General features: G+C 71.8%; 14 protein-coding genes. 6 read left to right on the top strand and 8 right to left on the bottom strand.

The window, feature by feature from the left end:
* The first annotated feature begins 41 nt into the window (after positions 1–41).
* Positions 42–980, top strand: a complete 939-nt coding sequence (locus AB0H84_RS26160) for a diacylglycerol kinase family protein (RefSeq protein ID WP_357609213.1) — start codon at positions 42–44, stop codon at positions 978–980.
* 19 nt (positions 981–999) lie between these two features.
* Here the strand turns inward: AB0H84_RS26160 and AB0H84_RS26155 are convergent, their stop codons facing one another.
* Both AB0H84_RS26155 and AB0H84_RS26150 read right to left on the bottom strand, forming a co-directional pair.
* Positions 1,000–1,776 carry an SWIM zinc finger family protein gene (locus tag AB0H84_RS26155; protein WP_357609209.1) on the bottom strand — a complete coding sequence of 259 codons (777 nt, stop codon included), beginning with the start codon at positions 1,774–1,776 and terminating at the stop codon, positions 1,000–1,002.
* Positions 1,777–1,778: 2 nt separating this feature from the next.
* Positions 1,779–4,772: a DEAD/DEAH box helicase gene (locus AB0H84_RS26150; RefSeq protein ID WP_357609206.1), complete on the bottom strand. Its 2,994-nt coding sequence runs from the start codon at positions 4,770–4,772 to the stop codon at positions 1,779–1,781.
* Positions 4,773–4,860: 88 nt separating this feature from the next.
* Between AB0H84_RS26150 and AB0H84_RS26145 the strand changes: the two genes are divergently transcribed.
* The 5 genes from AB0H84_RS26145 to AB0H84_RS26125 all read left to right on the top strand — a co-directional run bounded on the left by AB0H84_RS26145 (position 4,861) and on the right by AB0H84_RS26125 (position 7,296).
* Entirely contained in the window at positions 4,861–5,622 is a 762-nt protein-coding gene (locus tag AB0H84_RS26145) for a methyltransferase domain-containing protein (protein ID WP_357609203.1), read from the top strand.
* 17 nt (positions 5,623–5,639) lie between these two features.
* Positions 5,640–5,804, top strand: coding sequence for a hypothetical protein (locus AB0H84_RS26140; RefSeq protein WP_344993334.1), 165 nt, complete (start codon positions 5,640–5,642; stop codon positions 5,802–5,804).
* Between the two features lie 63 nt (positions 5,805–5,867).
* Positions 5,868–6,248 (top strand): phage holin family protein, encoded by a 381-nt coding sequence (locus tag AB0H84_RS26135; protein ID WP_357609201.1) that lies wholly within the window; start codon positions 5,868–5,870, stop codon positions 6,246–6,248.
* Positions 6,245–6,832, top strand: a complete 588-nt coding sequence (locus AB0H84_RS26130) for a DUF3618 domain-containing protein (RefSeq protein WP_357609198.1) — start codon at positions 6,245–6,247, stop codon at positions 6,830–6,832. Before AB0H84_RS26135 ends, AB0H84_RS26130 begins: the two co-directional genes overlap by 4 nt.
* Before the next feature lie 32 nt (positions 6,833–6,864).
* The gene (locus tag AB0H84_RS26125) at positions 6,865–7,296 is read left to right on the top strand and encodes a protease inhibitor I42 family protein (protein ID WP_357609195.1); all 432 of its coding nucleotides are present in this window, start codon (positions 6,865–6,867) and stop codon (positions 7,294–7,296) included.
* Between the two features lie 11 nt (positions 7,297–7,307).
* On the opposite strand, the gene AB0H84_RS26120 is transcribed toward AB0H84_RS26125, so the two are convergent.
* From AB0H84_RS26120 to AB0H84_RS26095, 6 genes are all read right to left on the bottom strand, one after another.
* On the bottom strand, positions 7,308–8,795 hold the full coding sequence (locus AB0H84_RS26120) for a cation acetate symporter (RefSeq protein WP_357609193.1): 1,488 nt from the start codon (positions 8,793–8,795) through the stop codon (positions 7,308–7,310).
* A 67-nt stretch (positions 8,796–8,862) separates the two neighbouring features.
* A complete protein-coding gene (locus AB0H84_RS26115) occupies positions 8,863–9,291 on the bottom strand; it encodes a hypothetical protein (RefSeq protein WP_357609190.1) in 429 nt (142 codons plus the stop codon).
* Complete coding sequence (locus tag AB0H84_RS26110) at positions 9,291–10,043, bottom strand: LytTR family DNA-binding domain-containing protein (protein WP_357609188.1); 753 nt, start codon at positions 10,041–10,043, stop codon at positions 9,291–9,293. The genes AB0H84_RS26115 and AB0H84_RS26110 overlap by 1 nt, the downstream gene beginning before the upstream one ends.
* A 33-nt stretch (positions 10,044–10,076) precedes the next feature.
* The gene (locus AB0H84_RS26105; protein WP_344993354.1) at positions 10,077–11,255 is read right to left on the bottom strand and encodes a histidine kinase; all 1,179 of its coding nucleotides are present in this window, start codon (positions 11,253–11,255) and stop codon (positions 10,077–10,079) included.
* Positions 11,256–11,270: 15 nt separating this feature from the next.
* Positions 11,271–11,675 (bottom strand): HIT family protein, encoded by a 405-nt coding sequence (locus tag AB0H84_RS26100; RefSeq protein ID WP_357609186.1) that lies wholly within the window; start codon positions 11,673–11,675, stop codon positions 11,271–11,273.
* Positions 11,672–12,379: a DUF1838 family protein gene (locus AB0H84_RS26095; RefSeq protein WP_357609183.1), complete on the bottom strand. Its 708-nt coding sequence runs from the start codon at positions 12,377–12,379 to the stop codon at positions 11,672–11,674. Before AB0H84_RS26095 ends, AB0H84_RS26100 begins: the two co-directional genes overlap by 4 nt.
* Between the last annotated feature and the right edge of the window lie 29 nt (positions 12,380–12,408).

The following is a 12,408-nucleotide window of genomic DNA, read 5'->3' as shown; positions in this document are numbered from 1 at the left end:
GGGCCGCCGGGACCTCCCGGCGGCCCATACCATTGGTGTCCATGAGCGAATTGCGCACCAAGGACGAGCACACTGAGGCGATCCGGCGGGATCGCAAGGTGGCAGTGGTGGTCAACACTCGCTCGCGCCGGGGCCGCCGCCACTACTTCGAGGTCATCGAGCAGATCCACAACCTCGGGTTCGAGCCGCTGGTCGAGCTGTCGGTCTACAACCCCAAGCGGCTGCGCGAGCTGCTCGACACGGCCCTGGCCACCAAGCCCGACCTGCTCATCGTGGGCGGCGGCGACGGCACCCTCTCCTCGGCGGTGCGCCACGTGGCACACCGCGACGTGGCGCTCGGCGTGCTGCCGCTCGGCACCACCAACAACTTCGCCAGGAGCCTCGGGCTCCCGCTCGACCTGGCCGGGGCGATCAGGGTGTTCGCCACCGGCAAGGTTGCCGACATCGACCTCGGCATGGCCGACGACCGGCCGTTCGCCAACCTCGCCAGCTTCGGCGTCTCCGTCGAGGTGGCGGGCCGGGTCAAGCCGTGGCTCAAGCGCATCGTGGGGCGTCCCGCCTACCCGCTGACCGCGCTGACCATCCTGCCGGGGCACACGCCGTTCCGCGCGTACATCACCGTGGAGGGTCAGCGCCACGAGCTGCTCACCCACCAGCTCAACATCGCCAACGGCCGCTTCCACGGCGGCTGGCAGGTGGCCAGGGACATCAGCATCGACAACGGCCAGCTGGTCGCCTACCAGCTCGGCTCGGGCAAGAAGCTGCGGCTGCTCGGGGAGACCCTGATCAGGGCGACGACCGGGCGGTGGCGCAGCCTCGCCGGGGGGCCGTTCGTGGTGGGACGCGAGATGCTGCTGGAGACCGACCCGCCGATGGCGGCCGACGTGGACGGCGAGGTACGGCTGCGCACGCCGATCCGGCTCCGGGTGGTGCCCAACGGCGTGCGCGTGATGGTGCCCGACTCCTTCGAGGACCGCTGAGCACACCCCACACCCAGGGTCAGGAGCCGGCGAGTGCCTGGTAGGCCGGGGTGAGGGTGCCGGCCAGGTCGGCAGGGGGCGGGAAGACGCGCAGGAGCAGGTCCGGGGCGGCCGTCGTGGGGCGGCGTTCGGGCCGGTGCGCCGTGGCGCCCGGCGCGTAGAAGTCGGCCAGCCGGTCGGCGAACGGCACGTCCTCCACCTCCACCCCGGCCGCCTCCTCCGCCAGCGACCCGAGCAGCTGCTCCCGGGTGCGGCCACGCCAGGCCAGCACCAGGAACGGGTCGTCGTCGAACGACTCGGCCAGCAGGTAGAGCACCGCCGACAGGTGCTTGCACGGGAAGCCCCAGTCGGGGCACGAGCAGTCCATGTCGAGGTCGCGGGGGAACAGGTCGATCCCCATCGCGGCGAACAACTCCTCGATCTCCGTCGGCATCTCTCCCGCCAGCAGCTTGGCCCGGTAGACGGCCTGCTCGGCGATCGACTCCTCGATGGCGGCCCAGCGCTGCTCGCCGTACGCCTCGATCCTGATCACGACCTCGTACGGACGGGGCCGCGAGCCCTGGACGGCGGCCCTGACCTCGCCGGGGGACAGGTCGATCGACAGGACCTGGCCCTGGCGGGCGTACGCGCGGCCACGCGTGAGGCGGCCCTTGTCGCAGATGCGCTCCAGGATGTCGATGAAGCGCCTGGACCACCAGGTGGAGCCGATGCTGCCCCGCCGGCTGCGGGCCCTGATGCCGCCCTCGACCCTGATCGGCCCGGCGTCCTCGAACCAGGCGCGCTTGTTGTCGGGCATCGTCAGCTCACCCCCTCCGCCGTGAGCCTGAACACCTCGCGCAGCTCGTCGGTCGACAGGTCCGTCAGCCAGTCCTCGCCGGTGCCGACCACCCGCTCGGCCAGGGCCTTCTTGCGCTCGATCATCTGGTCGACGCGTTCCTCGAGGGTGCCCGCGCAGATGAGCTTGCGTACCTGCACGTTCTTGCGCTGCCCGATGCGGAACGCCCGGTCGGTGGCCTGGTCCTCGACGGCCGGGTTCCACCAGCGGTCCACGTGGATGACGTGGTTGGCGGCCGTCAGGTTGAGCCCGACCCCGGCCGCCTTGAGCGACAGCACGAACAGCATCGGCTCGTCGTCGTGCTGGAACCGGTCGACCAGGCGGTCACGGGTCTTCTTGGGCAGGCCGCCGTGCAGCCAGAGCACGGTGGTGTCGAGCCGCTGGGCGAGGTACGGCTGGAGCATGCTCCCGAACTCGGCATATTGCGTGAAAAGCAGAGCCTTTTCGCCTTCGGCCAGGATTTCTTCCGACAGCTGCTCCAAGCGGGTGAGCTTGCCGGACCTGCCTGACAGGCGGGAGCCGTCCTTGAGCAGGTGGGCCGGGTGGTTGCAGACCTGCTTGAGCTTGGCCATGGTCGCCAGCACCAGCCCGCGCCGCTCGATGCCCTCGCTCCCCTCGATCTTGGAGAGCATGTCGTCCACGACCGCCTGGTAGAGGGTGGCCTGCTCGGTGGTGAGCGGGCACCACTCCTTGACCTCCATCTTCTCCGGCAGATCAGAAATAATCGATTTGTCAGTCTTGACGCGCCGGAGGATGAACGGCCCCGTCGCCCGCTTGAGCGCCTGAGCGGCCTGCTCGTCCTGGCGGGCCTCGATCGGCTCCTGGAAGCGGGTCCTGAACCGGGAGCGCGGCCCCAGCAGCCCCGGGTTCGCGAACTCCATGATCGACCAGAGCTCGGCCAGGTGGTTCTCGACCGGGGTGCCCGTCAGGGCGAGCCTCGTGCCGGTCGGGATGGACCGTACGGCCTGGGCCTGCAGCGTGCCGCTGTTCTTGATCGCCTGGGCCTCGTCGCACACGACCCTGCGCCACTCGTGCTGCTTGAGCGAGTCCAGGTCGCGGTGGGCGGTGCCGTACGTGGTGATCACCAGATCGGCCCGCGGGATCAGGGCGGCGTCGCGCCCGCTGCCGTGGTGCACGTACACGCGCAGGCCGGGGGCGAACCTGGCGGCCTCCCGCTGCCAGTTGCCGACGAGGGACATGGGGCAGACGAGCAGCGTGGGGGCGTCGGCCCGCTCGTGGACGAGCAGGGCCAGCGTGGTGACCGTCTTGCCCAGCCCCATGTCGTCGGCCAGCACCCCGCCCAGGCCCAGCTCCGACAGGAAGCTCAGCCACGCCAGGCCGCGCTCCTGGTAGGGCCTGAGCGTGGCGTCCAGCCCGGCCGGGGTGCTGATGGGCACGAGCCGCCGTTCGGCCTGGCCGGACAGCAGGTCGCCGAGCACGCCGTCGGCGTCGACCTCCACCAGCGGCAGCTCGTCGCCGCCCAGGAGGTCGCCCCAGAGATCGGAGCCGACGATGTGGCGCAGCATGTCGGAGGCGGTCGCCTCGCCCGTACGGGTGCCCGCCACGGCCCTGAGCGCGGCCTTGAGCTGCCGGTCGTCCAGCTCCACCCACTGGCCGCGCACCCTGACCAGCGGCACCTTCAGCCGGGCCAGCTCGGCCAGCTCCGCCTCGCTGATCGTCTCGCCGCCCACCGCCAGCTCGACGCGGAAGTCGACCAGCTCCCGCATCCCGAACCCCTGGCCGGTGGCCGCCGTCTGCGCCTTGGTCCTGGTGGTGAGCTTCAGCCCCAGCTTCGTCCGCCCGGCCCAGCGCGGCAGCTGCACCCCGAACCCGGCCGCCTGCAGCAGCGGCGCCGCCTGCCTCAGGAACCCGAACGCCCCCGCCGTGTCCAGCGCCAGCTGGCTCGGCGCGGGCCCGCGCAGGGCACGGTCGAGCTCGGGATAGAGCCGGACGGCCCGGCCCAGCCCGGCGAGCAGCTCCCTCTCGGGAACGCCCGGCAGCCCGGTCGCCTTCTCGCCGCTCCACACGCGCGCGGCGGGCACGTAGAGGCTGGGGTCGTCGGCCGCCTGCAACGCCAGCTCGACCCGCCAGTCGTCGGCGTCGGCGGGCTCCAGCAGGCGGAAGCAGACCCTGGTCGCGCCCTCGGCCGACTCGACCGAATCACGCCACTTCTCCAGCTCCCGGCGGAGCTCCGGGACGTCGGGGCAGTCCGGCGCGTCGCCGGTCAGGGCGGCCAGCCAGCGCTCGTGAGGCGTTCTGGCCGTGACGACCAGGGGCTCGGTGAGCGCCTGCCGGACGAGCGTGTCGGTGATCGCCTCGAGCGCCTCCCGCAGGACGTCCGCGGACGGCCGTTCGACGCGGGAGGTACGGCAGGCTGGCGGCATGGCCAGCGCCAGCTCCCGGAAGTATCCGGCGTCGGCCCCGGTCACCACGGGCATCCAGCCGGCCCGCGCGCCGGCCCGCGGCACCGCCCACATGGTCATGGAATCGCCGGGCTCCGGCTCGGGCTCCCGCTCGGGGGCCGTCGCGCCGGGGATGAGCTGCGGGATGACGCGGCCCCGGCGTACCAGGTCGCGGGCGAAGGCGGCGACGGCGGCCCAGTGGCGCATGGTCGCGGTGCCGGTGTGCCCGTCCAGGACGTGCAGCGCCTGCGAGAGCGGCGGGACGACGGCGGGAACCTGCCAGAGGCGCAGCCGCGGGCGCGCCACCTCGGCCAGCCGCCCGGTCTCCGGCGAGGGCAGCGGCTCCCTGGCCGAGCCGGGCAGAAGCAGCTCCAGCGTCCGCGACGGCGGCTCGTCGAGGCCCAGCACGGCGGCGACGCCCTCCGCGGCGGCGGCGAAGGGATGGGGGACGCTCTCGGCCTGCGCGGGACGCCGCCGGCTCGCTGCGGGCACGGCGTCGGCGCTCTCCGCCCAGAAGGCGAGCCCTTCGGCCGACCAGACCCCGTGTACCAGCACCTCGGCAGATTACCGCCGGGAACGGAAGATCGAATCCCGTGCGCCCGGCGTCGCCTGGAGGAAGATCGGGCCCGCTTAGGATCCTGCCATGAGGTTTTCGGGAGCGGAGGACAAGTGGCGCGCGAAGCTGGGCACGCTGCGCGACGTCATCAGGCAGGACCTCGTCACCCGCCAGCTCGCCGAGCACCTGCCCAAGGCCCCCTGCCACGTCCTCGACGTCGGGTCGGGCCAGGGCACGCAGGCGCTCAGGATGGCCGCGAGGGGCCATCACGTCGTCGCGCTCGACGCCTCCCGTGACCTCCTCCGCCTCCTGGAGGCCGGGATCCAGCCGGGCATGGCGGTCCGCACGGTGCAGGCGGAGGCCGAGCGGCTGGGGGAGCTGTTCGAGCCGGGCAGCTTCGACGCCGTCCTCTGCCACGGCGTGCTGATGTACTTCGACGACCCCGACCCGCTCCTCGCCGACCTGGCCCGCCTTCTCGCCCCCGGAGGCATCCTCTCGCTCCTCGTACGGAACGGCGACGGCCTCGCCATGCGGCCGGGGCTCATGGGTGACTGGACGGGGGCGCTGCGGGCGTTCGAGGGCACCGGCTACGTCAACAGGCTCGGCGTCGCCGCCAGGGCCGACCGGCTCGGCGATCTCATGCGGCGACTGGCCGGACACGGACTCGAGGTACGCGAGTGGTACGGCGTGCGGGTGTTCTGCGACGCCGTCCCCGACGACACGCCCGTCCCGGACGACATCGACGACCTGCTGGCGGCGGAGGATCGGGCGGGCCGGACCGACCCTTACCGAGGCGTGGCCGCGCTGACCCACCTCATCTGCGGGATGGCTTATATAAGCCATACCTGAAGTTGTAGAATGTTGGTATGAACCCTCCCGGATCGTGGTGCGAGAGGCCCAAGCCGCAGGCTCCCTCCTGCGAGCTCCCGTCCCCGTGGAGCAGGCCGAAGCAGCCCGACAACTGGTGCGAGGTGCAGAAAGACCCCGTGCTGTCGGCGCTGGGGTTCCTGCTCAAGGTCGCCAAGCGGTAACGGCCAGGTGATAGAAGGCCGCTTGGCTGGGTAGTCGCCTTCCTCACGGAGGAGGCGAACGTCGTGAACGACACCCACAAGCTGGTCAACGACCTCTCCGAGCAGGTCTCAAGGCTCGTGAGAGACGAATTCCGCCTGGCGAGGATGGAGCTGGCGGAAAAAGGCAAGCGCGCGGGGTTCGGTGCGGGTCTGTTCGGCGCGGCTGGGATGGCCGCGTTCTTCGGCGGTGCCGCGCTCGTTACCGCCGTCATCCTGCTCCTCGCCCTGGTGCTGCCCGGCTGGGCGGCCGCCGCCATCGTGGCGGGAGCGCTGTTCCTCATCGCCGCGATGCTCGGCCTGACCGGCCGCACCCAGGTGAAACGAGTCGGCCCACCCGTCCCATCAGAGACTCTCGCGAGCGTCAAGGCCGACATCGACATGGTCAAGGAGAGGGCACGGCGATGAGCGAGACCGACCCCGGATACAGCGAGCAACACGCAGGCAACGTCGGCGCCCGCAGGGCGACCGTGGGCACACCGACCGAACGCGAGTCCATCAACGTGCCTCCGACCAGGCCGGGCGCGGCGGAGAACGCCCGGCACGCGGAGGAGGCCCGTACGGAACACGAGACATTCATTCCCGAACCCCCCGTCCGCGACGAGCGGGAGGAGGCCGCCGAGAACCAGCGGGCCGAGGAGGAATCGGTCCCCACGCCACGCGGGTCGCTCCACGACCAGTCGTCCCCGCTCCACGGGGTGCGCCACCAGGAGCGTGACCTGCGCAAGGACATCGAGGAGACCCGGCGGGAGCTGGGCGACACCGTCAGCGCGCTGGCCGCCAAGGCCGACGTGAAGGCCCGCGCGAGCCAGGCGGCCGGTTCCGTCAGGGGCAAGGTGACGGGCAAGGTCCGCGAGAGCACGCCGCACCAGGTCAGAGAGGCGGCACAGGCGGCGAGGAAGCGGCCCGTGCTGCTCATCGCCGCCGGAGGCGCCGCGGTGGCCTTCGCCGTCCGGAGCATGATGCGCGACCGCCGCCGCAGGTTCCGGTAAGAGGCTCCGGCGCGGGCCGATAGCCTGCCGGAATGATTCGTCGAACGGGCGCCCCCGCCATCATGCTGGCCGCCCTGCTGGTGGCGGGGTGCGGCGGAGGTTCAGCGGTGAGCAACCTCGGCACCGTCGTCAAGGGTGCCAAGGGCTCGACCGTACGCGTCGAGCTGCGCTCCGGGCAGCGCTTCTCGCTGGCCGTCGCCGACAACCCGTCGGTGGGCGACAACTGGGACCTGGTCGCGGTCCCTGACCCGAAGGTGGCCTCGTTCATCAGCGAGGAGCGCGAGCGCAAGGGCGAGGGGGTCGGAGCCGCCGGCACGACGTACTTCGTGTTCAACAGCAAGCGCCCGGGCACGACGCAGATCAGGCTGCGCGACTGCTGGCGCTGCGGCCGGTCCACGACGCCGCCCGACGAGGAGAGCAGGCGGCAGTCGGGCGAGGCCGTCTTCGACCTCACGGTGAAGTAGCCGCTCACCCGCTAGGACGAGCGGGGCCGCCAGTCGCCGCGGTCCAGGTCGAGGTTCTCCGGCGCGTGCAACCGGACCATGGTCCTGGCGACCCCGGCCGGCACCCGGTGCGGCGTCAGGAACGACACCGACACCATCACCGCGAACGCGATCGGCACCGTCCACGCCGCCGGCTGCGCGAGCAGGGCACCCGCGGGCCCGGCGTGGGGACCGGCGACGATCGTGACGAGCACCGCCGCGCACGCCAGCCCCCCGCCCACGAACAGCCCGGCCAGCGCCCCCGTGGTCGAGAGGCGACGCCACCAGATGCCCAGCACGAGCAGCGGGCAGAACGACGAGGCCGCCACCGCGAACGCCAGTCCCACCACGTCCGCCACCGGCAGGGCCCGCGCCCACAGCGCCAGGGCCAGCGGCACCGCCACCGCCATCAGCGTGGCGATCCTGAACGAGCGCACCCCGCCCTTGAGCAGGTCCTGCGCGATCACGCCCGCCACGGACACGGTCAGCCCCGACGAGGTGGACAGGAACGCGGCGAACGCCCCCGCCGTGACCAGCGCCGTCAGCACGTCGCCCAGCGTGCCGCCGACCATCCGTGCGGGCAGCGTCAGCACCACCGTGTCGGCGCCGGCCACGTCGGGCGCGTAGAGCCGGCCGAGCCAGCCGTAGACGGCGGGCAGCAGGTAGAAGGCCCCGAGCAGGGAGAGCACGACCAGCGTGGTGCGGCGCGCGGCCCGGCCGTCCGGGTTGGTGTAGAACCGCACCAGCACGTGCGGCAGACCCATGGTGCCCAGGAACGTGGCCAGGATCAGCGAGTACGTCGAGTACAGCCCGTACTCCTTGCCGCCCGACAGCGGCACCTGCCAGGTGGCCGCGTCCTGGACGCTCACCGGGGGCGCCCCGTCCGCCTTCCACGCCATCATCAGGAACACCAGCGGCACGGCCAGCGCCGTCAGCTTGAGCCAGTACTGGAACGCCTGCACGAACGTGATCGACCGCATGCCGCCGGACAGCACGTTCACCGCCACGACGACCGCGACCAGGAGCCCGCCGACCCACACGGGCGCGCCGGTGATCGTACGCAGCACCAGGCCCGCGCTCTGGAACTGCGGCATCAGGTAGAGCCAGCCGATCAGCACGACGAGCACGCTCGCGGTGCGGCGCACGGCCATCGACTCGAGCCGGGCCTCGGCGAAGTCCGGCAGCGTGTACGCCCCGGAGCGCCGCAGCGGCGCCGACACCAGCACCAGCAGCACGAGGTACCCCCCGGTCCAGCCGACGGGCAGCCAGAGCATGTCCACGCCGAACGACAGGATGAGCCCGGCGATCCCCAGGAACGAGGCGGCCGACAGATACTCGCCGCCGATGGCCGAGGCGTTCCAGAGCGGGCTGACCGTGCGGGAGGCGACGTAGAAGTCCGAGGTGGTACGGGAGAACCTGATCCCGAACGCCCCGATGAGCACGGCCGCCACCATCACCACGAGAACCGCTGTGAGGCTCATGCGACCGGCTCCGCCGCTCGCATGAGCCTGAAGAGGGCGCGTTCGATGATTCGCTCGCCACGCTCGCTCATTGGCGTTCGACCAGCTCGGCGAAGTGGCGTTCGTTCCGCTCGGCCTGGCGCACGTACAGCCAGGCGCCGATGACGAAGGCGGGGTAGATGAGCCCGCCGAGCACCGCCCACGGCAGCGGGATGCCGAGCAGGTGCACCGAGCGCAGCTGGGGGATGAGCAGGAACAGCAGCGGCAGCCCGCCGACCACGCAGCCCAGCACCGTGCAGACGAACAGCGCCAGCCTGAACTGGGTGCGCAGGAACGAGCGCATGTAGACCTCGCCCAGCCGGGTCTGCTCGTCGATCTCCCTGGTGGCCGGGTAGCGGGGGCGGCGGGCGGCGGCCGTGCGCGGGCTCGTCACGGCCACCCTGCGGGTGCTCTCCCGCCGGGAGGCGTCGGCCTTGGGTAGGGGCGCCCGGCGCGCGGGCCGCGGCTCGGAGCTCATCACGGCGCCGACCTCGCCTTCCTGGCCCGGCGGACCAGCAGGTCCCGCAGCTCGCGCGTGTGGCGGCGGCTGACCGGCAGCTCCGTGTCGCCGACCCGCACCGTGCACTTGCCCGAGTCGATGTGCAACTCCTCGATGTGCTTGACCGCCACCAGATGGCTGCGGTGCACGCGGACGAACCCGGCCGAGGCCCACCGCTCCTCCAGGGTGGCCAGCGGGATCCGGACCAGATGGCTGCCCGTCGCCGTGTGCAGCCGCGCGTAGTCCCCGTGCGCCTCCACGTAGATCACGTCGGCGCTGGAGACGAACCGCGTCACCCCGCCCAGCTCGACCGGGATAGTGTCCGTCTCGCCGCCCTCGGCGGGCACGTCGGCGGAGACCGCCACCCGTCTGATCGCCTCCGCCAGCCGCTCCGGCCGTACGGGCTTGAGCAGGTAGTCCTCGGCCTTGATCTCGAACGCATCCACGGCGTGCTCCTCGTACGCCGTCACGAACACCACCCGAGGTGGATTGGCGAACTGCGACAGCAGCCGCCCGAGCACCACCCCGTCGAGCCCGCGCATGCGGATGTCGAGGAAGACCGCATCGATCGGGCGGCCGTCGGCGATGGCGCGGTCGAGCAGCCGCAGCGCCGCCGCGCCGTCCCTGGCGGTGGCCACCTCGCCGATGCGGGGATCGGCACGCAGCAGGTACGACAGGTCTTCGAGGGCAGGCAGTTCGTCGTCGACCGCGAGGACCCGTAGTTGTGCCATAAGAAGTGATAAAACCGACAACAAAGATCAAGGTCAACGGGCAGAGACGCCTGGGTGATATTTCGGCAACCTGACGTTGACCTTCGTGCCCGCTCCCTGGGCGGTCTCGACGACGAGTCCGTACTCGTCGCCGTACACCTGGCGGAGCCGTTCGTCCACGTTCGCCAGCCCCACGCCGCCCGACGCGGGGATGTCACCCGCGAGAATGCGGCGCAGCCGATCGGGGTCCATGCCGAGCCCGTCGTCCTCGACGCTGATGCGGCACTCGGCGCCCGCGTCCTCGGCGATGATCGTGATGCGGCCGACGCCGTTGCGGCTCTCCAGTCCGTGCCTGACGGCGTTCTCGACCAGCGGCTGCAGGCACAGGAACGGCACCGCGACCGGCAGCACCTCGGGCGCGATGCGCAGCGTCACCTGGAGCTGGTCGCCGAACCTGGCCCGCTCGAGGATCAGGTAGCGGTCGATCGAGCGCAGCTCCTCGGCGAGCGTGGTGAACTCGCCGTGCCTGCGGAAGGAGTAGCGGGTGAAGTCCGCGAACTCCAGCAGCAGCTCCCTGGCCCGCTCCGGATCGGTGCGGACGAAGGAGGCGATCGTGGTGAGGGAGTTGTAGATGAAGTGCGGCGAGATCTGCGCGCGCAGCGCCCGCACCTCGGCCTCCATGAGCAGGGTGCGCGAACGGTCCAGCTCGGCCAGCTCCAGCTGCGAGTCCACCCAGCCGGCCACCTCCTGCGCGGCCCTGACCAGGCCGGCGGAGGCGGTCTGCCCGTAGGCGGCGAGGGCGCCGACCACCCGGTCGTCGGTGGTGAGCGGCACGACGACGGCGTGTCGGATCGGGCATTCGAGCAGCTCGCAGTCGATGGTCAGCACCTGGGTGCGGCCGTCCTTCAAGGTGGCCGCCGCGTGCTCGAACGCCTGGTCGGCGTGGTGGTCGCCGTCGCCGTCGTACACGAGCAGCCGTTCGCCGTCGGTGATGGCGAGGGCGGCGCAGCCGAGCAGCGCGCGCAGGTGCCGCGAGGCGCGCTCGGCGCCGTCGGCGGTCAGCCCGGCCCGCAGCGGCGGCCCGGCCAGCGAGGCGGTGTGCAGGGTCTCGAACGCGGCCCGCTCCGCCGGGCTGGTGCCCAGCTCGCGGCGGCCCCGCATGACGCGCCAGAGCACGATCGCGGGCACGCCGACGAGCACCGCCACCACGGCGACGCCGACCACGTACTCCACGCAGCGGAGCTTAGCTCAGAGGGCCTTCGCTATCAGATCGGCGTACGAGGCGGCCTCCTCGGCGGAGTCGTACGTGGTCCGCGGCCAGAAGAAGCCGCGCAGCCCGTCCTTCCTGTTGCGCGGGACGACGTGCACGTGCAGGTGGGGCACGCTCTGGCTGACGCGGTTGTTCATGGCCACGAACGTGCCGGCGACCTGCAGGCCCTGCTCCACCGCCCTGGCCATGGCCTGCACCCGCTCGAAGAACGGCCCCACGTCGGCCAGGTCGGTGAGCGTCTCCACGTGGATCCTGGGCACGACCAGCACGTGCCCCTTGAAGACCGGCCGGGCGTCCAGGAACGAGACCGCCACCTCGTCGGAGTGGACCATGGTGGCCGGTCGCTCACCCGCGATGATCTCGCAGAACAGGTCGGTGCTCACGGCTTGGCCCTGGCCGCGAAGGCCGTCCAGCTCGTCACGTTGGGCGCCGACCACTCGGAAGGGGCGTGCAGGAACCGCTCGCCCACCCGCTCGCGCAGCCGCTCCGGCACCTCGGCCACCTTGGCGCCCCTGCAGTGGTAGACCAGCCCGCCCCCGCGCTGCCCCATCGCCATCCACGGCAGCCACGGCGACACCCGGCACCACGAGAACACGCACGGCACGTCCGGCACGCCGGAGTCCAGGTCCTTGGCCGAGGTGAAGAACTGGAAGAGCTCCAGCGCCCGGTAGGTGTCGCTCGCCGAGTGCTCGGGATAGTCGGCGACCTTCAGCGGTGACGGGTAGGCCAGCCGGATGTCCACGTTGTGGACCACCTGGTCGCCCAGGCGGGTCGTGGGCACCGGGTAGGCGCCCAGCCGCTGGTTGACCGGGTCGTTGAAGACGTGCTGCACCTCGACCGTCCGCTCCGTGAACGGGTTGTCCCAGGAGTCGAGCACCTGCCTGCTCCTGGGGTCGAGGTAGAGGGCGGCCTCCCTGGTCAGCAGCTGCCAGCCGTCGTCGGTCTCGACCGCCCTGGCCACGTTGAGCCCCTCGAACCCGAACAGGTGGTGCGGCCCGCCGTCGTCCTGCCAGCCGTACACGTCGCCGGTCCAGTAGGAGATCGTCTCCGCGCCGTCGGAGGACGCGCGCACCCGGATGAAATCCATGATCCCCACAGTAGCCCGTCGCTTTGCGA

This window comes from Nonomuraea sp. NPDC050786, assembly GCF_040654115.1.
Lineage (GTDB): Bacteria > Actinomycetota > Actinomycetes > Streptosporangiales > Streptosporangiaceae > Nonomuraea.
Note: the sequence above shows the minus strand (reverse complement) of the source record. Positions and strands in the feature narration are given on the sequence as shown.

Bases quoted from the DNA above. Each gene is read 5' to 3' on its own strand.
- AB0H84_RS26160 (WP_357609213.1), top strand. From the start codon at position 42: ATGAGCGAATTGCGCACCAAGGACGAGCACACTGAGGCGATCCGGCGG.
- AB0H84_RS26155 (WP_357609209.1), bottom strand. From the start codon at position 1,776: ATGCCCGACAACAAGCGCGCCTGGTTCGAGGACGCCGGGCCGATCAGG.
- AB0H84_RS26145 (WP_357609203.1), top strand. From the start codon at position 4,861: ATGAGGTTTTCGGGAGCGGAGGACAAGTGGCGCGCGAAGCTGGGCACG.
- AB0H84_RS26140 (WP_344993334.1), top strand. From the start codon at position 5,640: ATGAACCCTCCCGGATCGTGGTGCGAGAGGCCCAAGCCGCAGGCTCCC.
- AB0H84_RS26130 (WP_357609198.1), top strand. From the start codon at position 6,245: ATGAGCGAGACCGACCCCGGATACAGCGAGCAACACGCAGGCAACGTC.
- AB0H84_RS26125 (WP_357609195.1), top strand. From the start codon at position 6,865: ATGATTCGTCGAACGGGCGCCCCCGCCATCATGCTGGCCGCCCTGCTG.
- AB0H84_RS26120 (WP_357609193.1), bottom strand. From the start codon at position 8,795: ATGAGCCTCACAGCGGTTCTCGTGGTGATGGTGGCGGCCGTGCTCATC.
- AB0H84_RS26115 (WP_357609190.1), bottom strand. From the start codon at position 9,291: ATGAGCTCCGAGCCGCGGCCCGCGCGCCGGGCGCCCCTACCCAAGGCC.
- AB0H84_RS26110 (WP_357609188.1), bottom strand. From the start codon at position 10,043: ATGGCACAACTACGGGTCCTCGCGGTCGACGACGAACTGCCTGCCCTC.
- AB0H84_RS26095 (WP_357609183.1), bottom strand. From the start codon at position 12,379: ATGGATTTCATCCGGGTGCGCGCGTCCTCCGACGGCGCGGAGACGATC.